Annotated in this window: 24 protein-coding genes; 17 read left to right on the top strand and 7 right to left on the bottom strand. The window is 59.5% G+C overall.

The features are described 5' to 3' along the window. Positions 1-36 precede the first annotated feature (36 nt). Genes ccoN through ccoP form a run of 4 tightly spaced genes read left to right on the top strand, consistent with a single transcriptional unit; the run spans position 37 to position 3,481 of the window. Positions 37-1,647 carry a cytochrome-c oxidase, cbb3-type subunit I gene (gene ccoN, locus ED661_RS04070; RefSeq protein WP_122072702.1) on the top strand — a complete coding sequence of 537 codons (1,611 nt, stop codon included), beginning with the start codon at positions 37-39 and terminating at the stop codon, positions 1,645-1,647. Positions 1,648-1,661: 14 nt separating this feature from the next. Beyond that, positions 1,662-2,390 (top strand): cytochrome-c oxidase, cbb3-type subunit II, encoded by a 729-nt coding sequence (gene ccoO, locus ED661_RS04065; RefSeq protein ID WP_122072663.1) that lies wholly within the window; start codon positions 1,662-1,664, stop codon positions 2,388-2,390. A gap of 12 nt (positions 2,391-2,402) precedes the next feature. Then, positions 2,403-2,615 (top strand): cbb3-type cytochrome c oxidase subunit 3, encoded by a 213-nt coding sequence (locus ED661_RS04060; protein ID WP_122072662.1) that lies wholly within the window; start codon positions 2,403-2,405, stop codon positions 2,613-2,615. Then, entirely contained in the window at positions 2,612-3,481 is an 870-nt protein-coding gene (gene ccoP / locus ED661_RS04055) for a cytochrome-c oxidase, cbb3-type subunit III (RefSeq protein WP_122072661.1), read from the top strand. Before ED661_RS04060 ends, ccoP begins: the two co-directional genes overlap by 4 nt. A 414-nt stretch (positions 3,482-3,895) precedes the next feature. Here the strand turns inward: ccoP and ED661_RS04050 are convergent, their stop codons facing one another. Next, positions 3,896-4,141, bottom strand: coding sequence for a hypothetical protein (locus tag ED661_RS04050; protein ID WP_122072660.1), 246 nt, complete (start codon positions 4,139-4,141; stop codon positions 3,896-3,898). Between the two features lie 100 nt (positions 4,142-4,241). On the opposite strand from ED661_RS04050, the gene ED661_RS04045 reads away from it, so the two are divergent. From ED661_RS04045 to ccoS, 5 genes are all read left to right on the top strand, one after another. After that, positions 4,242-5,135: a LysR family transcriptional regulator gene (locus ED661_RS04045; protein WP_122072659.1), complete on the top strand. Its 894-nt coding sequence runs from the start codon at positions 4,242-4,244 to the stop codon at positions 5,133-5,135. Between the two features lie 100 nt (positions 5,136-5,235). Further along, complete coding sequence (gene ccoG, locus ED661_RS04040; RefSeq protein WP_122072658.1) at positions 5,236-6,681, top strand: cytochrome c oxidase accessory protein CcoG; 1,446 nt, start codon at positions 5,236-5,238, stop codon at positions 6,679-6,681. 2 nt (positions 6,682-6,683) lie between these two features. Further along, positions 6,684-7,148: a FixH family protein gene (locus ED661_RS04035; RefSeq protein WP_122072657.1), complete on the top strand. Its 465-nt coding sequence runs from the start codon at positions 6,684-6,686 to the stop codon at positions 7,146-7,148. A 6-nt stretch (positions 7,149-7,154) separates the two neighbouring features. After that, positions 7,155-9,335 carry a heavy metal translocating P-type ATPase gene (locus tag ED661_RS04030; RefSeq protein ID WP_122072656.1) on the top strand — a complete coding sequence of 727 codons (2,181 nt, stop codon included), beginning with the start codon at positions 7,155-7,157 and terminating at the stop codon, positions 9,333-9,335. 33 nt (positions 9,336-9,368) lie between these two features. After that, positions 9,369-9,527 (top strand): cbb3-type cytochrome oxidase assembly protein CcoS, encoded by a 159-nt coding sequence (gene ccoS, locus ED661_RS04025; RefSeq protein WP_009809750.1) that lies wholly within the window; start codon positions 9,369-9,371, stop codon positions 9,525-9,527. Positions 9,528-10,081: 554 nt separating this feature from the next. On the opposite strand, the gene ED661_RS04020 is transcribed toward ccoS, so the two are convergent. From ED661_RS04020 to ED661_RS04010, 3 genes are all read right to left on the bottom strand, one after another. Beyond that, positions 10,082-11,734: a D-alanyl-D-alanine carboxypeptidase family protein gene (locus ED661_RS04020; protein ID WP_122072655.1), complete on the bottom strand. Its 1,653-nt coding sequence runs from the start codon at positions 11,732-11,734 to the stop codon at positions 10,082-10,084. 360 nt (positions 11,735-12,094) lie between these two features. Then, positions 12,095-12,421, bottom strand: coding sequence for a hypothetical protein (locus ED661_RS04015; protein WP_122072654.1), 327 nt, complete (start codon positions 12,419-12,421; stop codon positions 12,095-12,097). A gap of 63 nt (positions 12,422-12,484) precedes the next feature. Then, a complete protein-coding gene (locus ED661_RS04010) occupies positions 12,485-13,216 on the bottom strand; it encodes an HAD family hydrolase (protein WP_122072653.1) in 732 nt (243 codons plus the stop codon). A 99-nt stretch (positions 13,217-13,315) separates the two neighbouring features. Between ED661_RS04010 and clpS the strand changes: the two genes are divergently transcribed. The 5 genes from clpS to ED661_RS03985 all read left to right on the top strand — a co-directional run bounded on the left by clpS (position 13,316) and on the right by ED661_RS03985 (position 17,474). Further along, positions 13,316-13,660 carry an ATP-dependent Clp protease adapter ClpS gene (gene clpS / locus ED661_RS04005; protein ID WP_122072701.1) on the top strand — a complete coding sequence of 115 codons (345 nt, stop codon included), beginning with the start codon at positions 13,316-13,318 and terminating at the stop codon, positions 13,658-13,660. Positions 13,661-13,684: 24 nt separating this feature from the next. Further along, complete coding sequence (locus tag ED661_RS04000; RefSeq protein ID WP_122072652.1) at positions 13,685-14,686, top strand: class I SAM-dependent methyltransferase; 1,002 nt, start codon at positions 13,685-13,687, stop codon at positions 14,684-14,686. Between the two features lie 95 nt (positions 14,687-14,781). Then, positions 14,782-15,585, top strand: coding sequence for an SDR family NAD(P)-dependent oxidoreductase (locus tag ED661_RS03995; protein WP_122072651.1), 804 nt, complete (start codon positions 14,782-14,784; stop codon positions 15,583-15,585). Positions 15,586-15,620: 35 nt separating this feature from the next. Continuing rightward, the gene (hemF, locus tag ED661_RS03990; RefSeq protein ID WP_122072650.1) at positions 15,621-16,514 is read left to right on the top strand and encodes an oxygen-dependent coproporphyrinogen oxidase; all 894 of its coding nucleotides are present in this window, start codon (positions 15,621-15,623) and stop codon (positions 16,512-16,514) included. Positions 16,515-16,658: 144 nt separating this feature from the next. Continuing rightward, positions 16,659-17,474, top strand: coding sequence for a GH25 family lysozyme (locus ED661_RS03985; protein WP_122072649.1), 816 nt, complete (start codon positions 16,659-16,661; stop codon positions 17,472-17,474). Positions 17,475-17,534: 60 nt separating this feature from the next. On the opposite strand, the gene hemC is transcribed toward ED661_RS03985, so the two are convergent. Next, positions 17,535-18,494 carry a hydroxymethylbilane synthase gene (hemC, locus tag ED661_RS03980; RefSeq protein WP_122072648.1) on the bottom strand — a complete coding sequence of 320 codons (960 nt, stop codon included), beginning with the start codon at positions 18,492-18,494 and terminating at the stop codon, positions 17,535-17,537. A gap of 121 nt (positions 18,495-18,615) precedes the next feature. Here hemC and hemE point away from each other — a divergent pair, with 121 nt between their 5' ends. The 3 genes from hemE to ED661_RS21830 all read left to right on the top strand — a co-directional run bounded on the left by hemE (position 18,616) and on the right by ED661_RS21830 (position 20,500). Beyond that, on the top strand, positions 18,616-19,650 hold the full coding sequence (gene hemE / locus ED661_RS03975) for a uroporphyrinogen decarboxylase (RefSeq protein ID WP_122072647.1): 1,035 nt from the start codon (positions 18,616-18,618) through the stop codon (positions 19,648-19,650). Continuing rightward, positions 19,643-20,170 (top strand): GNAT family N-acetyltransferase, encoded by a 528-nt coding sequence (locus ED661_RS03970; RefSeq protein WP_122072646.1) that lies wholly within the window; start codon positions 19,643-19,645, stop codon positions 20,168-20,170. Before hemE ends, ED661_RS03970 begins: the two co-directional genes overlap by 8 nt. A 165-nt stretch (positions 20,171-20,335) precedes the next feature. Then, entirely contained in the window at positions 20,336-20,500 is a 165-nt protein-coding gene (locus ED661_RS21830; RefSeq protein ID WP_162930023.1) for a hypothetical protein, read from the top strand. 77 nt (positions 20,501-20,577) lie between these two features. Here the strand turns inward: ED661_RS21830 and ED661_RS03965 are convergent, their stop codons facing one another. Together ED661_RS03965 and ED661_RS03960 are read right to left on the bottom strand one after the other, a co-directional pair. Beyond that, positions 20,578-21,735 (bottom strand): acyl-CoA dehydrogenase family protein, encoded by a 1,158-nt coding sequence (locus ED661_RS03965; protein ID WP_122072645.1) that lies wholly within the window; start codon positions 21,733-21,735, stop codon positions 20,578-20,580. A gap of 5 nt (positions 21,736-21,740) precedes the next feature. Then, complete coding sequence (locus ED661_RS03960; protein WP_122072644.1) at positions 21,741-22,832, bottom strand: CaiB/BaiF CoA-transferase family protein; 1,092 nt, start codon at positions 22,830-22,832, stop codon at positions 21,741-21,743. Between the last annotated feature and the right edge of the window lie 83 nt (positions 22,833-22,915).

Below are 22,915 nucleotides of genomic sequence, written 5' to 3'. Positions count from 1 at the left end.
CAAAGAATCGCGGGGGACATGGTGAAGGGACACAAAATGTCTAATTATATCAAGCTGATAGCGCTTGGTTTGGTCACGCTTTTTGCGATGATCGGGACCAATTACGCGCGGGATCTGGCTTACCAGGTGCATGCGATAATCGTCATGCTCGTTGCTGGTGGCCTGTTTCTATACACGCTGCGCCACACTGGCGGGGCAAAGCAGGCTGCTGGCAGCCAGCAAAATGAATATTTTGACAGCGTTGTACGTGCCGGTGTGATCGCCACCGCCTTTTGGGGTGTCGTGGGTTTTCTCGCGGGTACGTTCATTGCTTTCCAGCTGGCCTTTCCGGTGCTGAACTTTGAATGGGCCCAGGGCTTTGCCAACTTTGGCCGCCTGCGCCCCCTGCACACGTCGGCGGTGATTTTTGCCTTTGGTGGTAACGCGCTGATCGCCACCTCGTTCTATGTGGTGCAGCGCACCTCTGCAGCACGTCTTTGGGGCGGAAATCTGGCTTGGTTTGTGTTCTGGGGCTACCAACTCTTTATCGTTCTGGCGGCAACCGGCTACCTGCTTGGCGGCACCCAGTCGAAAGAATACGCAGAGCCCGAATGGCATGTTGACCTGTGGTTGACCATTGTCTGGGTGGCCTATCTGGCGGTCTTCCTCGGCACCGTGATCAAGCGTAAAGAGCCACATATCTACGTGGCCAACTGGTTCTACCTGGCCTTTATCGTCACCGTTGCAATGCTGCACCTGGTAAACAACGCGACCATCCCGGTCTCCATCTGGGGGTCCAAATCGGTCATCGTCTGGTCCGGTGTACAGGACGCCATGGTTCAATGGTGGTACGGCCACAATGCTGTGGGCTTCTTCCTGACCGCGGGCTTCCTCGGCATGATGTATTACTTTGTGCCAAAGCAGGCTGAACGCCCTGTGTTTAGCTACAAACTGTCGATCATCCACTTCTGGGCGCTGATCTTCCTTTATATCTGGGCTGGTCCTCACCACCTGCATTACACCGCTCTGCCGGACTGGGCTTCGACCCTCGGCATGGTGTTCTCGATCGTGCTGTGGATGCCGTCCTGGGGTGGCATGATCAACGGTCTGATGACGCTCTCTGGCGCATGGGACAAGCTGCGGACCGACCCGGTTATCCGTATGATGGTTATCTCGATCGGTTTCTACGGCATGTCGACCTTTGAAGGTCCGATGATGTCGATCCGCGCGGTGAACTCGCTGTCGCATTACACTGACTGGACCATTGGTCACGTGCACTCTGGTGCGCTGGGTTGGAACGGCATGATCACCTTTGGTGCTCTGTACTTCCTGGTACCAGTTCTGTGGAAACGTGAGCGTCTCTATAGCCTCAGCCTGGTCTCCTGGCACTTCTGGCTCGCCACCATCGGCATCATTCTCTATGCCGCCTCGATGTGGGTGACCGGGATCATGGAAGGCCTGATGTGGCGTGAAGTTGATGCCAATGGTTTCCTGGTGAACTCCTTCGCCGACACAGTGGCCGCGAAACTGCCGATGAACATTGTGCGCGGTCTGGGTGGGGTGATGTTCCTCTCCGGTGCCATCATCATGTGCTACAACCTGTGGATGACTGTCCGTAAAGCTCCGGCCAAAGAGGCCAGCCTTACTGTCGCTGTCCCTGCTGAATAAGGAGGATCGTAAAAATGGCAATTCTCGACAAACATAAAATCCTCGAGACCAACGCGACCCTCTTGCTGATCTGCAGCTTCCTGGTTGTGACCATCGGTGGTCTGGTTCAGATCGCTCCCTTGTTCTGGCTGGAAAATACCATCGAGAAGGTTGAGGGCATGCGCCCTTACACCCCTCTCGAAATGGCGGGCCGCGAAGTCTACATCCGTGAAGGCTGCTACACCTGCCACAGCCAGATGATCCGTCCCATGCGGGATGAGGTCGAACGCTACGGTCACTACTCGCTGGCGGCGGAGTCGATGTACGACCACCCCTTCCAGTGGGGCTCCAAGCGCACCGGGCCGGATCTGGCCCGGGTGGGGGGACGTTATTCGGATGAGTGGCACGTGGATCACCTGCGGGATCCGCAGGCGGTGGTGCCGGAATCAGTAATGCCAAAATATGGCTTCCTCGAGCGCAAGATGATCGACGGCAAATACATTGGCGATCTGTTGGCGGCAAATGCGATGCTCGGCACGCCATATACCGAAGAGATGCTGGCCAGTGCACAGGCCGACTTTAAGGTCCAGGCGGATCCGGACAGCGACTATGATGGCTTGCTGGAACGCTATGGCGACAAGGTCAGCGTGCGTAACTTTGATGGCCAACCCGGTGTTTCCGAGGCCGACGCGCTGATCGCTTATCTGCAAATGTTGGGTACGCTGGTTGATTTCTCGACCTTCACACCCGACGCAAACCGCTAAGGAGGGGTAGGTATGGAAATCTATACACTCCTGCGCGAATTTGCAGATAGCTGGATGCTGTTGTTTCTGTTCGTGTTTTTCATGGGTATCGTTGCCTGGGCCTTTCGGCCCGGCAGCACCAAGGTCTATGAAGACACGGCCAGCATTCCCTTTCGCCACGTAGACGCCCCCGCCCCTGTTGAGGGCGAGGCGACAGCCGCCGCAGACAAGGAGGCGAGGACATGAGCAAACCCGTCAAAAAATTCGACGACGATCCGAACACCACCGGCCACAGCTGGGATGGGATCGAAGAGTTCGACAACCCGATGCCACGTTGGTGGCTCTGGACTCTCTATGCCACCATCATTTGGGCGATTGGTTACACCATCCTTTACCCGGCTTGGCCGATGGTGAACTCTGCGACTGCAGGGATCCTCGGATGGTCGACACGCGGTGATGTGGCGGCTGAGATTGCAGCCGTGGATGAGGCCAACGCACCGATGAACGCCAAGCTGGAAGCTGCGGAGTTGACAGCCATTGCAGGCGATGCAGAACTGGGCTCCTACGCGGTGTCTTCGGGTTCTGCCGTCTTCAAGACCTGGTGTGCGCAGTGCCACGGCTCTGGTGCGGCTGGCGCCAAGGGCTATCCCAACCTGCTGGATGATGACTGGCTCTGGGGTGGTTCCGTCGAGGAAATCCACGAGACCGTTACCCATGGTATCCGCAACGAGGACAGCGACGATGCGCGCTACTCCGAGATGCCTGCCTTTGGTCGTGATGAGCTGCTGGAGAAAGAAGAGATCGACCAGGTTGTGAACTTTGTCATGTCTCTGTCCGGCGAGGCGCAGGATGCCTCCAAAGTGGAAGCTGGTGCCGTGGTCTTTGAAGACAACTGCTCCTCTTGCCACATGGAAGACGGCACTGGCGATCGCAGCCAGGGTGCGCCAAACCTTGCGGATGCGCTCTGGCTCTATGGTGGCGACTATGCTGCCCTGAGCGATACCGTTGCCAATTCGCGTTACGGCGTGATGCCTGCCTGGAACACCCGCCTCACCGAGGCGCAGATCCGCGCGGTGTCCTCCTATGTGCACCAGTTGGGCGGCGGCGAATAAGCCCCTCCTTTAGGATGCAAAAGACAAAGGGCCGTCCCATGGGGCGGCCCTTTCTTGTTCAGAGGTTGGGTCGAATGGCGTTTGCCTCAATAGGTGATAGGGGGTCGGGAAAGGCCACTTTTTCTTGCCTTGAGCCAAAATAAATCGCCGAGTTTGATCAGAGTCAAAGAACCTCGCCCCAAAGACGGTCTAAATCAACCCAAGACAGAGATTAGCTGGCCGGTTCATTTGCTTTCAAAGGCGAATGGCGGCGCAGCACAGAATTCCCGAAACCTGACGTGCTAGGTGGTGGGAATTGGGCGTCGGGATTTCGATCTGTTCGCGCGTTTCCTGGAAAACCGACGCCCATAACTCTCTGCTTAATTCCCATTCCCTGAGGGCGGGTCCCTTTAGTTTAGGGTCTTTTCCACCCAGTTACAGCTTTTGCAGATCAATGCAGCGCATGGGCTGGTTGAGCCGCCGCGCTGTGGGCCGCAGCCCTGAAGCCAGCCGTTTGATCTGCTGCACCAGAGCGGCAAATCCCCTTGAGTCTTTTTTCGAGACAGGCTCGGCAGCTGCTAAAACCGGAGCCGGTTGTGTCGCTGCCGGCATGTCGCGGACCATCACACAGGGGTGACGAGTCGCGGTCATCATGGAGCGGGCGTAGATATTGATCAGCATCTTGAAATCTCCTGTGTTGGTGTTTCTGCCTTTGACTGTCGCTGCAAACCGCGCAAGATGCGACTCAGGAAAATTTCACTTATGTAAGTCAGGATTACATATGGATTGGCTCTCCCTGCCGCCGCTTGCCGCCCTGCGGGCCTTTTCTGCCTATGCAGAACATGGAAACCTGGCCAAGGCGGGGGCGGCACTAAATGTCAGCCATGCTGCCATCAGTCAGCAGTTGCGCAGCCTTGAGGAGTATCTGGGCACGCCACTGTTGGACCGCAGCGGTCGCGCCTTGGAGATGACCGAAGAGGGGCAGCATCTGGCGCAGGCGCTGCTATTGGGGTTTGGCGCCATTCAATCTGCGGTTCAGGATCTCAGTGCACAGGGGGCAGCGCGGCCATTGCATATCAGCTGCACGCCGATGTTCGCCGCAAACTGGCTGATGCCGCGCCTGGCCGAGTTTCGCATGCAGTACCCGGATGTCGATCTGGTGATTGATCCGCGCGGCGAAGTTGTCTCTTTGCAGCCAGGGGGCGTCGATATTGCGCTGCGCTATGGGGATGGCAACTGGGCGGGGCTCGAGTCCGAAATCCTGTTATGCTCGCCCATGGTGGTGGTGGCCAAACCCAGCCTGCTGCAGGATCGGCTGATTGAGGCGCCGGAGGATCTGTTGGATCTGCCCTGGCTCGAAGAGCTGGGCACCACCGAGGCCGCACATTGGCTGCGCTCGCGCGGCGTGGCCGAGGTCATTCGCGGTGCCAGTATCAAATTGCCGGGCAATTTGTTGATGCAGGCGGTGCGCGAAGGGCAGGGCGTCGCAGTCAGCGTGCAGGACTTTGTCGACGAGGATCTGAAAGCCGGGCGTCTGGTAGAGCTGTTCTCCGGAGGTGAGGGGCGGGGCTATCATATTGTCACCCGCCCTGGCGTGCAGCGGGGGCAGGCGCGCCAGTTTATTTCCTGGCTGCGGCGGAACAGAAAAACCAAAGATCCAGAAGCTGATATATAAAGATGCTTGTCCGATGCGCTTTTTGATCCACGTCAAAGAGCGTGACCTTAACATTTGAAAGAAACAGGCTAGAGAGACACATATTCAGTGGAGTGAGTCCGTGAGTGATTCCGATCCCGCCCCCAGCCTATACGCCGCCAGGGAACCCGTATTTCCACGGCGCGTATCGGGTCTATTTCGCAACCTGAAATGGTACATTTTGGCGATCACTTTGGGGATTTACTACCTGACTCCCTGGATTCGTTGGGATCGCGGCCCATCGCTGCCGGATCAGGCGGTTCTGCTGGATCTGGCGAATCGGCGCTTTTATTTCTTCTGGATCGAAATCTGGCCGCATGAGTTCTACTTTGTGGCCGGGCTGTTGATCATGGCGGGCCTGGGGCTTTTCCTCTTTACCTCGGCATTGGGACGGGTCTGGTGTGGCTATGCCTGCCCTCAGACGGTCTGGACCGACCTGTTCATTCTGGTAGAGCGATGGATTGAGGGCGATCGAAATGCCCGGCTGCGTCTGCACCGGCAAAAGAAAATGGATTTTCGCAAGGCACGCCTGCGCCTGACCAAATGGGCGTCTTGGATGTTGATTGGTCTGGCCACCGGCGGCGCTTGGGTGTTCTATTTTGCCGATGCCCCCACCCTGATGGTGGATCTGGTCACCGGTCAGGCGCATCCCATTGCCTATACCACCATGCTGGTTCTGACAGCGACGACCTTCTTTTTTGGCGGCATCGCCCGCGAGCAAATCTGTATCTATGCATGCCCCTGGCCCCGTATCCAGGCGGCAATGATGGACGAAGACACGCTGGTGGTTGGCTACCGCGATTGGCGTGGTGAGCCGCGCGGCAAACTGAGCAAGAAAAAAGGCCAGGCCGAGATCTCTGATCCGCCAAAGGGCGACTGCATCGACTGCATGGCCTGCGTCAATGTCTGCCCGGTTGGGATTGATATCCGGGATGGCCAGCAGCTGGAATGCATCACCTGTGCGCTTTGTATTGATGCCTGCGACGACATGATGACCAAGATCGGCAAGCCACGCGGTTTGATCGACTATATGGCCCTGTCGGACGAGGCCCATGAGCGTGCAGGTCAACCACCAAAAAACATCTGGAAGCACATCCTGCGGCCGCGCACCATCATGTATACTTCGATGTGGAGCTTTGTTGGCCTCGGCCTGGTCTTTGCCCTGTTCATTCGCTCCGATATCGACCTGACGGTGGCTCCGGTGCGCAACCCGACCTATGTCACCCTGTCGGATGGTTCGGTACGTAACACCTACGATGTGCGCCTGCGCAACAAACATGGTGAGGCCCGCCCCTTCAAACTGTCCCTCAAAGGGGATCCTGCCATGCGGGTGCAGCTCGAAGGCACGCCCTATGCCGCCGTTGATGTGCCAGCGGATACCGCCTATCTTCAGCGGGTCTATATCGTGACGCCTAAGGGGGCTGCGGCTTCGGACGCGGAATCTACACCCGTCAGAATCTGGGTCGAAGACCTCTCCAATGGGGAACGGGCCTACAAAGACACCACCTTTAACGGAAAAGGGAACTGATCATGGCTAAGGGGACGCGTGAACTTACAGGTCGCCACGTATTGATGATCTTTTGCGGCGCTTTCGGGGTCATTATAAGCGTCAATCTGGCGCTGGCCTATAATGCGGTCAAAACCTTTCCGGGGCTTGAGGTGAAGAACTCCTATGTGGCCAGCCAGGAATTTGATCTGCGCCGCGATGCGCAGGAATCGCTTGGCTGGTCGGTCTACGCCTCGGCGCAGGAGGATCAGGTCACGCTTGAGATCTCCGATGCCGATGGCAACCCGGTGGAAGTGGCCAAGTTGAGTGCCACTCTGGGGCGGGCAACCCACGTGAAGGATGACCAGATTCCCGAGTTCACCTTTAACGGCAGCGCCTATGTGGCGCCTGCTGACCTGGGACCAGGCAACTGGAATATCCGCATGGTGGCGCGGGCCAAGAATGGCACAGAGTTCTCCCAGCGGGTGATCCTGCACGTAAGAGGCTAGAGCGATATGACTGCCCAGATGCGCCCTGCAATGGCTGTGTGCCCCGGCTGTGTTGCCGCCCCGAACGAGGCGGTTGAGACCGCCCCAACTGAGGCGCGTCTGGCGCTGTCCTTGCCGACAATCCACTGTCAGGCCTGCATTTCCACGGTTGAACGCGGGCTGAACGCCCATCCGGGCATTCATTCGGCACGGGTCAACCTGACCCTGAAACGTGCTCTGATCGAGGCCGACCCAGAGCTGCGGGCCGATGATCTGATCCCGCTGCTCGAAGATCTGGGATTTGAGGCGCATGAGCTGGATCTGGCCACCCTGGCCGCCACTCAAAGCGACAAGGCAGGGCGGGATTTATTGATGCGGCTGGCGGTTGCCGGCTTTGCCTCAATGAATGTGATGCTCTTGTCGATCTCGGTCTGGTCCGGGGCCTCAGACGCCACCCGTGATATGTTCCACTGGATTTCGGCGGCGATTGCCTTTCCGGCGGTGATCTTTGCGGGCAAACCCTTCTTTACCAATGCTTGGAGCGCCCTGCGGGTGGGACGGCTCAATATGGATGTGCCAATTGTTCTGGCACTGGTGCTGGCGCTGGTCACATCCCTTTGGGAAACCAGCCTGTCGGGGGAGCATGCCTATTTTGATGCGGCCCTGACGCTGACCTTCTTTTTGCTGGCCGGGCGCTATCTTGATTACCGCACCCGCGCTGTAGCGCGTTCGGCGGCCGAAGAACTTGCCGCACTCGAAGTGCCACGCGCCATCCGCATAGAGGGCGACGTGGAGGTCGAGGTGGCGGTGGCCGATTTGGCCTACGGCGATCTGATTCTGGTGCGCCCTGGTGGGCGGATGCCGGTTGATGGCGTCATTGCCACGGGCGAGTCAGAGCTGGATCGTTCCCTGCTCACCGGCGAGACCCTGCCGGTCTTTGCCGCGCCAGGGACTCAGGTCTCAGCCGGAGAAGTCAATCTGACTGGCCCGCTGGTGGTGCGCGCAGAAGCGGTGGGGGAGGATACCTCGCTACACCGCATGGCGGATCTGGTGGCGATCGCCGAATCCGGTCGCTCGCGCTATACCTCGCTGGCGGATAGCGCGGCCAAGCTCTACGCGCCGGGCGTTCATATTCTCTCAGCTTTGGCTTTTGTCGGCTGGTATCTCTACACTTTTGATCTGCGCATGGCGTTGAATATTGCGGCGGCTGTTTTGATCATCACCTGCCCCTGTGCGCTGGGCCTAGCAGTGCCTGCGGTGACCACAGCAGCCTCGGGGCGCTTGTTCAAAAAGGGCATGCTGATCAAACACTCCACCGCGTTGGAGCGTCTGGCCGGGGTGGATACCGTGGTCTTTGACAAGACCGGCACCCTGACCGCAGGAACGCCGCAGCTGGACAACCTTGATGCCTTCTCCCGTGCCGAGCTGGAAATCGCCCTGGCCCTGGCGGAGGGGTCTTCGCATCCGCTGTCACGTGCCCTGACTGCCGCAGCCCGCGCCGCCGGCATTGCCCCGGCTGAGGTCACCGATCTGCAGGAGCGCCCCGGGTTTGGCACCCACGGCCACTACATGGGCCGCACCGTTCGTTTGGGCCGCGCCGCCTGGTTGGGTGCTGACCAGGGCAGTCAAACGGCAGCTTGGCTGGATACCGGTGAGGGTGCTGCGCCGCGCGGCTTCCTGTTCCACGACGCACTGCGCCCCGGCGCGGCTGAGGCTGTGGCCCAGCTGCATGCTGCCGGCAAAGAGGTCCTGCTGATCTCGGGAGACACCACTGGCGCGGTCGAGGACTTGGCGCAGCGTCTGGGCATCCAGAAGTGGCTGGCCGAGGCGCTACCCCAGGATAAGGCCGAAAGGATCCAGAGCCTGTCGGATCAGGGCCGCAAGGTTCTGATGGTGGGGGATGGGTTGAATGACACCGCAGCCCTGACGGCGGCGCATGTCTCGATCTCGCCGGCCTCTGCCTTGGATGCGGCCCGTGTGGCTTCGGATATCGTACTTCTGGGCCAGGATCTGGAACCCATCGCCGAGGCCTGTGTGGTCGCTGAAAAGGCCACCAAACGCATCCGCGAGAATTTCCGCATTGCCACGCTCTACAACGTGATCGCGGTGCCGCTGGCCATTGCAGGCTTTGCAACCCCCTTGATTGCGGCGCTGGCAATGTCTAGCTCTTCGATCACCGTATCCCTCAATGCGCTGCGCCTGAAATAACCCGCGCCGCGCCCGACAAAAGTGCCTTAGCCCATGAGCGTTCTTGCCTATCTCATCCCCATTTCGCTGTTGCTGGGCGGCGGCGCTTTGGCGGCCTTTGTCTATACGGTGCGCTCAAACCAGTATGACGACCCCGAAGGGGATTCGCGCCGTATCCTGAGCGAGGAATGGGACGACCACCCCAAGCCCTGAACGCCGATTTGAGACGGAGGAATTGGCCGCAAAACCGCTGAGATATGTCAAGGGCCGTTGTGCGGACTTAGTCGCTCTTTGCGGGAAAGCAGATGAATCCACCATTCCTTTCCTCAACCAAATATTCACCTTCCAGCTCACCAGCGATAAACGGGCTAAGTACGACACCGACGAAGGTGATGCTTGTCAATTCAGGGTAGTGATCGTGAATACTCCAGACTATTTCAACCAATGCAGAAGCCGAGGTATCGAAATACTTACTCGAAAATAGGGCGCTGTTCGGGTCGATATCACTAGCTTGCTCGAACTGACGTCTATTCTCTGGCGTATCCAGGAGCCAAACAGCTCCATTGAGTTTGCCTTGATAGACCTGTTAAAAAATCGCTGATACATCCATACGGCGAAAAGAGCGTTTATGTTTCTGGTCGTCAAGGTGAGTTTGGGCTCCTAACGGACATTGGAAGATACTAAAAAAGGCCCCTTCGGGAAGGGGCCTTTTGCTGCGGCCTGTCACGAGGTAAGTGCGGCCAGGGGTTAATCTGATGTCACAAGGCCTAGGGGCCAAGCGTGTCGCAGGCGATGTTGCGGGCGTTCAACCGACGGCAGGCAAGCTCCGCCTGCTCCTTGGTCATCCCTAGGAAATTGGCGTCATAACCCAGACGGGATTTTGCCACTTTACGTAGGGTGCCGTTGAGGGTTTCCATCTCCGAAAGCGCGGTGCGCAGCAGGACTTTCTCCGCCTGATAGGCATTGGTGTAGCGTCCGACATTGATGCCCCAATAACGCCCGCCCGAGGTGGAAAGCCGTGTCACCACCACCGGGACCTGCTCGGCAGGGGCGGTTGCATTGGCCAGCCTGACGGGACGGGCCATTGGCCGCAATCCGGTAAAGGGCACGGTTTGCACTGCAGCGGCTGTGACGGCCTGCGAGGCTGGCGTTGCGCCGGTAGAGGCCGGCAGCACCTCGGCCTCGGCAATGGCGGCGGTGATGCTGGCCTGCAGAATATTCGGGTCGATCCCGGTGTCTGCGCTTGTCCCAGTATCCGCTGGCGGCTCCGTGCTCAGTTCGGCGCCCAGTTCTGCGGTTGTGATCGTCTCGGTGCTTGGTGCCGGGTTGTCGTCTGGCAAGGTCGCGGTGGCGATCTGCACGGCTTCGGCGATAACATCCGGGTCCACAATTGGGGTGGGACGGGCCAGGGGGCGAAGGCTGGTTTTCACCAACCCGTTGACGCGGACCGTCTTGCCTGCGCCGCCACTGGTGGCACCGGCCACTCGGGTGGTGTCGCCCAGCCCACGATTGCCAACATAGGCCGGACGTCCGGGCGCCTGTACTCTGGCCCGCGAAGGCGCACGGCGAAAGCCGAGATCCAGCAGCTCGACAATCTTGGCATTGCGTGAGGTGGAGGATTTGCCGCCAAAAACGGTGGCGATGATGCGCTCATTGCCGCGTTTGGCCGAGGCAACAAGGTTGGACCCTGCGGCGCGGGTATAGCCGGTCTTGATCCCGTCAGCGCCGCGGTAGCTGGCCAGCAGGCGACGATTGGTATTGGGGACGGTTTTGACCCCCGCATCAATCGAAGGGCGTTTGAACAGGTGATAATACTCTGGGTAGTCATACAGGATGTGACGCCCCATGGTGGTCATGTCACGGGCGGTGGACAGATGCCCCGCCTCGGTGAGCCCATGGGCGTTCTTGAAGGTGGTGCGCGACATGCCAAGCGCCTTGGCGGTGCGGGTCATACGCCGGGCAAAGGCGGCCTCGGACCCTGAAATGGCCTCACCAATGGCGGTGGCGGCATCATTGGCGGATTTCACCGCGGCGGCGCGGATCAGATAGCGAAAGGCAATGCGTTGGCCGGACTTCAAACCCAGCTTGGAGGGCGGCTCGGAGGCGGCATTTTTGCTGATGCGCACCTTCTGGTCGAGGGAGATTTCACCGTTTCGCACCGCCTCAAAGGCGATGTAGAGCGTCATCATCTTGGTCAGGGAGGCGGGATGTAGCCGCGCATCCGCATTGCGCGAATGCAGCACCTCGCCGGTGCGGGCGTCAACCACCACCGCCGCATAGGCCGCCGCCTGCGCCTGAGTCGGGGGAATCAGCCACAATCCCAGAGAGAGAAGAACACCCATGATCCACAGTACAGACCGGGCGAATGCCCGCTGCCCGCGAACCAGGTGAATACACCTGATCTGCACGATATCTGCCATTTTTGCCTCTTGCCGCCGGTTTTCCGGCTGACGTTTTTGCCTGCTATGAAAAAATCGTAGCATAGAAGGTGGCTGGAAGAAACCTTGGCGATCAGAGGGTAAGCTGGGGTGAGAAAGGGCTTCCCCCAGATTTAGTGGCACAGCGGCGAGTCTCGCCTAAATCGGGGTTACCTTAAAGAAGTGTAAATAAAATCACTGGCTTTTTCCCTGCCAAATCCTGGGGCAGCAGCAGGCGAATTGCCCTCTGTGCGACCTCTGGGCAACAGGTGAAAAGTTTGTTTGCCAACGCCGCCGCGATTCTTATCCACAGCGCAGAAGAGGCCGGGGTGGCCCCGCCCTCCCTCTCTTTGCCTGGGGCTGCTAGGGTTCGAGTCTGCGAGTCACGTAATGGGGCGTGGAGTAGTGCAATCCAAATGAGAACTCGCAGGGGCGCGGCAGCTTGGCACTCACCGCCTGCTCCAGTGCGCTGAGCAGAGCGGCTGAGAATGCCGCATCACGGTGCGGTTTCACCAGCAGGTTGACGCTGACGGTGACATGGCTGTGATGATACTCATTGGTGGGGTAGGCGCGCCCCTTGCAGGCGCCTGCACCGGAATCGTGTTGCAGGATGATCGCCTCAATCTCTGCCAGAATTGCGGCGCTATCGAGTTGCAGGTCGCTGGAGTATTTTATCTCTGCATGTGGCATGGGCTGTCTGCTCCTGATGATATTTTTGCGCGGTCTTTTATGATCTGTCTTTAGGGTGTTGGGTTATCGCCTGACCAGTTTTTCCTCAACCCGCGCAACGAGCTCTGGCAGCTGGCTCAGATCCTTGATGGCATTGTAGCGGGGGCTGTCTTCTGGCGGTTCGGCATGTTCCAACTCCCAGATCTCACCATGGGGCACATAGGTTCCCCAGCCGCCTGCCGTGATCGGCGGCACCACATCCGAACGCATGGAATTGCCAACCATCATGGCGCGTTCAATGCCTTCCCCGTGGCGGGTAAAAATCTCACGGTACACCTCTGGGGTCTTATCAGAGACGATCTCGACCGCGTCAAACATCTCCCCCAGACCGGATTGCGCCAGTTTTCGTTCCTGATCCAGCAGATCCCCCTTGGTGATCAGCACCACCCGGTGGCTGCCCGCCAGTTGCGTTACTGCGTCCTGGGCATGGGGCAGCAGCTCAATCGGATAGCTGAGCATCATCTGGCCCGCCTCGATCAGCTCTTGGATGACAGATGCAGGAACCTGTTGATCAGTGACTTCGATGGCGGTTTCGATCATCGACAGGGTAAAGCCTTTGACTCCGTAGCCATAGCGCCCGAGATTGCGTTTTTCCGCCGCCAACATGCGCCGATCCAGGGCTGGGCGGTCCAGATCATCGGGGGTGTGATCCTGTAAAAGCTCGGCAAAACGATCCTGGGTCACCCGAAAGAACCGCTCGTTATGCCAAAGCGTGTCGTCAGCATCAAAGCCAATGGTTGTTAAATTGCCTGTCACGGTACTGTTTCAATCCCTTGTCCTGCCCCTTTTCCTGAGCAGTCATTACGCTATATAAGCGGGATATAGATTTCCATGCATGACTGGAACATTGAGCCGATGCCGCTGCTGCCTGTGATGATGTCCAAATTCTCGGACGATGACGAGACCGATCTGGGTCTTTTGACAAAAACGCGCCCTAAGACGCAGCGCCCGCCGCGCTATAAGGTGCTGTTGCTCAATGACGACTACACGCCAATGGAATTTGTCGTGATGGTGCTTGAGCGGTTCTTCTCGATGACCCATGCGCAATCGTTCGAGATCATGCTCACCGTGCACAAAAAAGGTCTGGCTGTGGTTGGGGTCTTTACCCATGAAGTCGCCGAGACCAAGGTGGCTCAGGTGATGGATTTTGCCAATCGGCATCAGCACCCGCTGCAATGCACGATGGAAAAAGAAGAATAATATCAACATCTAAAAGGATGTGCTATGTCCCTGCGCCTGTCCCTGGCCCTTGATGCGGGTGGCTGTGCCATGCCCGAAGAAGGCCGCATTGCCGTCTTTGCGCCGCGCGCCGGTCTGGATCTGTCTGCCCTGCCAAAAGAGCGCGTTCTGATCCTGCAACCGCTGCGCCCGGATTATGAATCCTTTGAGGCTGCCGGCTTTGCCTGCCTGCCTGGGTTGGCGGATCTGCCAGAGCCCGAGCGCTTTGCGGCTGCCGTGGTTTTCCTGCCGCGCGCCAAGGCCGAGGCCCGTTTGCTGGTGGCCCAGGCCGAGACCGTGACCACAGGCCCGGTGCTGGTGGATGGGGCCAAGACCGACGGGATCGATTCGGTGCTCAAGAACCTGCGTAAACACACCGAGACTTCGTCACCGGTGTCAAAGGCGCATGGTAAGATTTTCTGGTTCCAGGGTGGAAACAATGCGCTGACAGATTGGATCCCGGAGCCGGGCGATAAGGTCGACGGCTTTGTGACTGCACCGGGGGTGTTTTCTGCCGATGGGATCGACCCGGCCTCGGCGCTGTTGGCGGGGTGCTTGCCTCAGAAACTGGGCCGCCGGGTTGCCGATCTTGGTGCTGGCTGGGGCTATCTCTCCGCGCAGCTCCTGAAACACGCGGGCGTCGAGCACCTGCATCTGGTCGAGGCCGATCACGTGGCGCTGGGCTGTGCCCGGCAGAATGTTGCGGATGCGCGGGCCGCGTTCCACTGGGCCGATGCGCGCAAGTGGCAGGCGCCGGAACAGATCAACACAGTGGTGATGAACCCGCCTTTCCACAGCGCACGCAAATCGGAACCTGAGCTGGGTCAGGCCTTTATCTCGGCAGCGGCCAATATGCTGGTGGCTTCGGGGCATCTGTGGATGGTGGCCAACCGGCACCTGCCCTATGAGACCCTGCTCGGGGAGCGTTTTGCAGTGGTGGATGAGGTCGCGGGGGACAACCGTTTCAAGGTCTTGCATGCCCAGCGTCCACGCCGCGCCAAGGGCTGATATCTTCCCGCGCTATACCTCTCATTTCGTCGTTTCCAAAAGCGGAAGCGGGGGGTAGGCTCGCAGCCAAATCAAACCTCAGGAGTATGCCTCGCATGTCCTTTTCCATCTCTGGCAAGACCGCCATCGTCACCGGTGCTTCGTCGGGCATTGGCCTAGCCATTGGCCGTCAGTTTGTGGCGGCCGGAGCCAATGTGATGTTTGCCGATACCAATGAGGCGGCGCTGGTGCGTGAGCTGGGCGAGCAGGCCGAGGAGAGCAATATCCGCTACTTCGCCGGGGATCTGCGCGAACGTCTGACCATTGCTAATCTGCTTTCGGCGACAATCGATGCCTTTGATGACATCGATATTCTGGTCAATGGCGCCCGCCAGGTGGTGCAAAGTGACCCGCTGGACCCCAATGACGATTCGCTAGAGCTGCTCTTGATGGAAAACCTGCTGCCCACGTTGCGGCTGTCGCAGCAGGTAGCCCGCAGGATGATCAAACAGGGCGAAGGCGAAGATGAGGGTGCTCCACTGGGGGCCATCGTCAATCTCTCTTCCATTGCTGCGCGACGGACCCACCCTGAACTGATGGCCTATTCGGTTGCCTCTGCGGCGCTGGATCAGCTGACCCGCTCGCTGTCTGTCTCCTTGTCGCCGCACCGGATTCGGGTGAATTCCATCGCCTTTGGCTCGGTGATGAGTGCCTCGATGCGGTCGACGCTGAAGGATAATCGCAGCTACCGTCAGGATATCGAAGAGCACACCCCTCTAGGCCGGATTGCCTCCCCGACAGAGCTGACCGAAGCGGCGCAGTATCTGGCCTCGGATGCTTCGGGCTTCATGACCGGGCAGATCATGACCCTGGATGGTGGCCGCACCCTGCTGGATCCGGTCGCAGCACCCGTCCACTAGCGCGCCCCTGCTGATCAAAACGAAAGACCCCATTTATGACCGCCGATATGATCGAAGAAAAAGCCCAGGCCGCTGCCTGGTTCCGCACCCTGCGCGACGAGATCGTCGCTGCCTTTGAGGCGCTGGAAGACCGTCATGACAGCGGCCCCTTTGCGGATCTGGCCCCTGGACGGTTTGAGGTCACCAAGACCACGCGGGCAGCAGATGATGGATCAGATGCGGGCGGCGGATTGATGAGCGTGATGCGCGGTGGCCGGGTGTTTGAAAAGGTCGGCGTCAACATTTCCGAGGTCTACGGCACTCTGGGCGAGCGGGCGCAGAACGCTATGGCCGCCCGCAAGGGCCTGCCGGGGATGAAGGAAGATCCGCGGTTCTGGGCCTCGGGGATCTCGCTGGTGGCGCATATGCGCAACCCCCATGCGCCAGCCGTGCATATGAACACCCGGATGTTCTGGACACCGCATGCCTGGTGGTTTGGCGGTGGCTCTGATCTCAACCCCTGCCTCGAGTATGACGAGGACACAGCGCATTTTCATGCCACCCAAAAGGCGCATCTCGACCCCCATGGCGCTGATCTCTATCCCCGGCTCAAAGACTGGGCGGATGAGTATTTCTATATCCCCCACCGCAACCGGGCGCGTGGCGTTGGCGGCATCTTTATGGATGACCACAACACAGGCGACTGGGCCAGGGATTTTGCCCTGACACAGGATATTGGCCGCGCTTTCTTGCCGGCCTATCTGCCGCTGGTGGACAAACGCCGGGTTCAGGATTTCTCAGACGCCGACAAAGACGCGCAGCTGGTGCATCGTGGCCTCTATGCAGAATATAATCTGGTCTATGACCGTGGCACCAAGTTCGGCCTCGAGACCGGCCATGATGCCAATGCCGTGCTGATGAGCCTGCCGCCCATGGCAAAATGGGTCTGAGGCAGCGGGCCATAAGGGCGCGAAATTGCGCCCATTTCACGGTGGTTGCAGCTTTGCACTAGGAAAACAGACATCTTCGATACAAATTGAAAGAACCGGCGCCTTTGCAGCCGGTTCTTTTGTCTTTGGTTTAAGGTTTTTGCGATGCGCAGCAGTGTTTTAGGTGTTCTGGCAATCATGGCTCTGGTGAGTTGCGGCGCCAAACCACCGCCCTCCCCAGAGGTGAGCGCCACCCCGACGCAACGCCCCTCCGAGGCCCAGCTGGCGCAGCTCACCACATATCCGCGCTTTGGCGATAGTGACCCGCATGAATGGCGTGGCCGTGGTCCCAACAGCTATGCAATCCACGGTATTGATGTGTCCCGCTATCAGGGCGAGATCGCCTGGCCGCAGGTCAGGGCATCGGGTGTCTCCTTTGCCTATATCAAGGCGACCGAGGGCGGCGATGTGGCCGACCCGCGTTTCATCGCAAACTGGCGCGGGGCTCCGCGTGCAGGGGTGCCGCGTGGCGCCTATCACTATTTCTATTTCTGCCGCCCAGCAGCAGAGCAAGCCCGCTGGTTCATCAAACATGTGCCACGCGATCCAAAGGCATTGCCCCCGGTCCTGGATATGGAATGGAACCCGCGCTCGCGCACCTGCACCAAACGCCCGGATGGCCGGGTGGTGCGGGCCGAGGCGCGTAAGTTTCTAGCTCTGTTAGAGGCGCATTACGGCCAGCGTCCGGTGATCTACACCACGGTTGATTTCTTCCGCGAGACGGGCATTGGGCGGCTGCGCGGGACTGAGTTCTGGCTGCGCTCGGTTGCCGGACATCCACGTCAGGTCTACCCGGGCGCCCATTGGCGGCTTTGGCAGTATACTGGCACCGGTGTGGTGCCCGGGATTGCGGGTAATGTGGACCTGAATGTCTTCCACGACAGCCCCGAAACCTGGCTGCGCTGGTCAGGGCAGATATAAAGACAAAGTCGCAAAACCCGCGTGATGGCTACACCCATTGGCAGCCATCACGGCATAGTATTACTGGCGCCAGTCAAAAAAACCGGAACCAGCCGAGGTCAGCAGTCTTGCTGCAATATCGCGCCCCAGCGCTGCCCCGTCTTCGATGGCACAGGTCTGGTCCCCAGCGATGGCCTCGGAGCCATCAGGGCGCAGCACCTCACCGCGCAGTCGCAATGTGCCACCATCCAGTTCGGCCAGCCCCGCGATAGGTGTCTCACAAGAGCCATCCAGCGCGGCCAGAAAGGCCCGCTCTGCCGCCAAGCGCTGGCCCGTGGTTACGTCATGGATCGCTTCGAGCATCGCGGCGGTATTGCTGTCATCGCCACGCCGCTCAATCCCGATGGCGCCCTGAGCCACCGCTGGCAGCATGTCATCGGTCTCAATCGCGGTGGCGGGCACATCTTCCATTGCCAGCCGGTTCAGACCAGCCATCGCCAGGAAGGTGCATTCCGCCACGCCCGCGTTCAGCTTTTTCAGCCGGGTCTGCACATTGCCGCGAAACTCGACCACATTCAGGTCGGGGCGACGGTTCATCAATTGTGCCCGGCGGCGCAGTGACGAGGTGCCAACCACAGCCCCGGCTTCCAGATCCTGCAGGCGGGAAAACTTGGGCGAGACAAAGGCATCGCGCACATCTTCGCGCGGCAGGTAACATTCCAGCAGCAGGCCGTGCGGCTGGGCCACGGGCATATCCTTCATGGAATGCACCGCAATATCGATCGCCCCTGACAACAGATCCTCTTCGATCTCCTTGGTGAACAGCCCCTTGCCCCCCAGCTCCTTCAGCGGCTTGTCCGCCGCAATCAGTGCCTGATTGTCACCACTGGTTTTGATCACCACGATCTCGAATGCCTCATGCGGCAGATCAAATGCCTCCGCCAGTCGGCGGCGGGTCTCATAGGCCTGGGCCAGCGCCAGCGGCGATCCACGGGTGCCGATTTTCAGCGGAGAAGCGGGGGAGGGCAGGTTCTGTGTCATGATATGACCTTTAGTAGCGGCGATTTGCCGTTGCAAGCACTGGTCAGGCCACCCTTGACAATTTGCCGCTTTGGGCCGACCTCATGGGCGACGTAAACGAGCAGATAAAATCGAGGGTGACATGGCTGAACAAAAGAAAATTCTGCGCGCATTGGCAGGGGAAACGCAGGATGTGCCGCCAATCTGGATGATGCGCCAGGCGGGCCGCTACCTGCCCGAGTATCGCGCCACCCGCGCCCAGGCCGGGGATTTCCTGAAGCTCTGCTACAATCCTGAACTGGCGGCGGAGGTCACCCTGCAGCCGATCCGGCGCTATGGCTTTGATGCGGCGATCCTCTTTGCCGATATCCTGCTGATCCCCCAGGCGCTGGGCGCGGATCTGTGGTTTGTCACCGGCGAGGGGCCGCGCCTGTCGACCATCACAACCGAGGCTGATTTTGCCAAGCTGGGGCCGGTCGCGGATATCCACGAGACCCTCAATCCGATCTACGAGACCGTCAAAATCCTGTCCCGCGAATTGCCCTCCGAGACCACGCTGATTGGTTTTGCCGGTGCCCCCTGGACCGTGGCCACCTATATGATTGCGGGTCGCGGCACCCCGGATCAGGGGCCTGCTCATGCGCTGAAGCAGGAAAACCGCCCCCTGTTCGAGGCCCTTCTGGCCCGTATCACCGAGGCCACCATTGATTATCTGTCCAAACAGATCGAGGGCGGCGCCGAAGTGGTGAAGATCTTTGACAGCTGGGCGGGCTCGCTCAAAGGCGAGGATTTCCGCAAATATGCGCTGGAGCCCTGCCGTCAGATCACTGCTGCGCTGAAAGAGCGCCACCCTGGTATCCCAGTCATTGGCTTCCCGCGCGAAGCTGGTGATAAATACCTCGGCTTTGCCAAGGAAACCGGCATCGACTGTCTGGCACTGGACAATTCGGTTGATCCGCTCTGGGCGGCGCAGAACCTGCAGGTCGATGGCTGCGTACAGGGCAACCTGGCCTCGCGCCATATGGTCACTGGCGGAGAAGAACTGGTCAAAGAAACCCGCGCTATCGTTCAGGCCTTTAAGAACGGCCCGCATATCTTCAATCTGGGTCATGGCATTACCCCGGATGCGGACCCCGACAACGTCCAGCTGATGATCGACACTGTCCGCGGTGGTTGAACAGGCTGCAGACATCACCCTGCGCCCGGCGTGTCCTGAGGACGCGTCGAGCCTGGCCGCCCTGTCGATCGAGGTCTGGCTGGGCACCTATCTGCGTCGTGGCATCAACGGCTTCTTTGCCGATTATGTCATTGCCGAACTCACGCCGCAGCGCATGGCTGCGCATCTGGCACGAGACAGTGAGAGCATCATTGTCTCGCAAAACGCTGAGGGCATCGATGGGTTTATCCGTATTTCCAACGGGGTAATGCCCCCAGCAGGGCCGGGCTGTGCAGTTGAGATCGCTACTCTCTATGTGCAACCGCGCCACCAGGTGCGCGGATTGGGGCAGGCCCTGTTGCAGGCGGGGCTCCAGCGCTGTGCCGACCTTGGCGCCTCACACCCCTGGCTGACCACCAATTCAGAAAACACCTCAGCGATTGGCTTCTACCAGCGCATGGGGTTTGAAATCACCGGCCGCACCCATTTTCAGGTCCAGGACCAATCCTACCCAAATGAGGTCCTGACCTACCGCCCCTGAGGTTGCCCTGGACTTTCACCTTTCCTCAAATATTCCGGGGGAGCGGCCCCAAAGGGGCTGCGGGGGCAGCGCCCCACACTGCGGTCAGCCTTGCAAAGACCCGGACTTTGGTGCATCAGCGCCGCTACAGCGTTTACTCGCATTCCCAGATTTGAGGCCAACCCCATGGACTACGGAAAATCCGGCAATCCCAACAAGGGTGGCAACACACCGCGCCACGCCGAACATAATGCCAAGGGCAGTCGCAAAAACCCCTATGGCAAAGCGCAGGATAAATCGGCGCTTCTGGCCCGGATGAAGGCCGCCACTGAGGCGAAAAACAAAGGCTGATCTGGCCCGTCTGACCCTAAAGAGCCCGTGCAACAGGTCACTGTAGCGCGGGCTTTTCTATGTGCAATTCGTCAGGGTCAGGCGGTCAGGCTGCGGGCAATCAGCTCTTTCATGATCTCGTTGGAGCCGCCGTAAATCTTTTGCACCCTTGCATCGGCATACATGGTCGAGATCGGGTATTCCGACATATAGCCATAGCCACCAAAGAGCTGCAGGCATTCATCAATGCAGTCGCATTGCATCTGTGTCACCCACCATTTTGCCATCGAGGCGGTGGTGGCATCCAGCTCGCCGCGCAGATGTTTGGCCACACAGTCGTCCAGAAACACCCGTGCAATATGGGCAATGGTTTTCACCTCGGCCAGCTTGAAGCGGGTGTTCTGCATCTCCAATAGTGGCTTGCCAAAGGCGCGGCGCTCGGAGGTATAGGCCACGGTTTCTTCCAGCGCCTTCTCCATTGCGGCCGCCCCGCCCAGGGCCACCACCAACCGTTCCTGCGGTAGGGATTTCATCAGCTGATAAAACCCCTGACCCTCGACGCCACCCAGCAGGTTCTCAGGCGGCAGGCGCAGATTGTCAAAAAACAGCTCGGAGGTGTCCTGGCTTTTCAACCCCAGTTTCTCCAGATTGCGGCCCCGGGCAAAGCCCTCTGCCTCGGCGGTTTCCACCATCATCAGGGAAATGCCTTTTGCGCCAAGGCTGGTATCGGTCTTGGCCACCACAATGATCAGATCGGCCTGCTGGCCATTGGTGATGAAGGTCTTGGAGCCACTCAGCACATATTCATTGCCCTCCAGCCGCGCAGTGGTCTTGATGTTTTGCAAGTCCGAGCCAGTGCCTGGTTCGGTCATGGCTATGGCGCAGACCATCTCACCACTGGCCATCTTGGGCAGCCAACGCTGTTTTTGCTCCTCTGAACCATAGTCGAGGATGTAGCCGGCGCAGATCTGGCTATGTACGGAATTGCCAAAACCGGAAAAGCCGGCGGCGCGGAACTGCTCGGTGGCAATCACCGCCTCATGGCGAAAATCCCCGCCCATGCCGCCGTATTCTTCGGGAACGCTGGCGCAGAGGATGCCCATTTCGCCGGCCTTGTTCCAGAACTCCCGATCGATATGGCCCTGCTTTTGCCAACGTTCTTCATGGGGGACCATTTCCTTGGCATAAAACTCACGCAGGGACTCCTGCAGCATGGTCAGTTCGTCATCCATCCAGGGGGAGATATGGGCAGTCATTGGGGTTAATCCTTATGGAGGCCAAGTTCGGCCAGAATTTCGCTGCTGTGTTGCCCACGTTCCGGGCTGGGCTGAGGCTGCCAGGCGGAGGCGTGATCAAAGCGGGGGGCAGGGCGCGCCTGCAGGGTGCCGTCATGTTCAACCCAGGTGCCGCGCGCGTTCATCGGATGTGTCAGGGCTTCATCGGGGCTCAGCACCGGGGCGACGCAGGCGTCCGATCCGTCAAACAGCGCCGCCCAATGGGCGCGCGGGTGACTGGCAAAGATCCCGGCCAGACGCCCGGTCAGTATGGGCCAGAGGCTCTTGTCGAACTGGCGTTTGAAATCGGCATCCTCGCTCAGCGCCATTAACTGCAGGAACTGGGCATAGAATTTTGGCTCCAGGCATTGCACGGTCATATAGCCGCCATCAGCACAGGCGTAGGACCGGCTCCAATGCGGACCATCCAGCAGGTTCTGCCCGCGGGTCTCGCCAAAGCCACCCGCCTGACGGATGCTCATCAAGAGGTTCATCATATGGGCCGATCCGTCATAGATCGCCGCGTCCACCACCGTGCCCTCCCCGCTGGTCTTAGCGCGCAAGAGCCCGGCCAGCATGCCAGCGACCAGATACATGGCACCACCGCCGATATCGCCGACCAGGGTGGCCGGGGACAGCGGCGCATCGCCGGGATTGGAGGCATACCACAGCGCGCCGGAGAGCGAGATGTAGTTCAGATCATGGCCCGCGGTTTCCGACAGGGCGCTGTCCTGGCCCCAGCCGGTCATGCGGCCAAAGACCAGATCGGGATTGACCGCATGGCACGCCTCGGGGCCGATGCCAAGCCGTTCCATCACGCCGGGGCGAAAGCCCTCGATCAACCCGTCGGCGGTGGCGACCAGCGCGAGGAAGGCCTTGATGTCTTCGGGATCTTTCAGGTCCAGCTCGATCGAGCGCTTACCGCGATCCAGAACCGAGCGTTCCGGCATGCCCGGTGTGACGCCGCCACCCTTGCGGTGGACACAGATCACATCGGCGCCCATGTCGGCCAGCCACATGGCGGCAAAGGGGCCGGGGCCAAGGCCCTCTACTTCGATGATACGGGTGCCTTTAAGCATTGTGTTCTCCTATTAGGCCCGGTGGAACGCCGGGCAGTGCCCGACCGCCCCCGTCAAACCGGAGGTTTGCCTCCGGCAAAGGG

This window comes from Pseudophaeobacter sp. EL27 (assembly GCF_900313025.1).
Lineage (GTDB): Bacteria > Pseudomonadota > Alphaproteobacteria > Rhodobacterales > Rhodobacteraceae > Pseudophaeobacter.
This window is presented reverse-complemented; position numbering and strand designations above follow the sequence as displayed.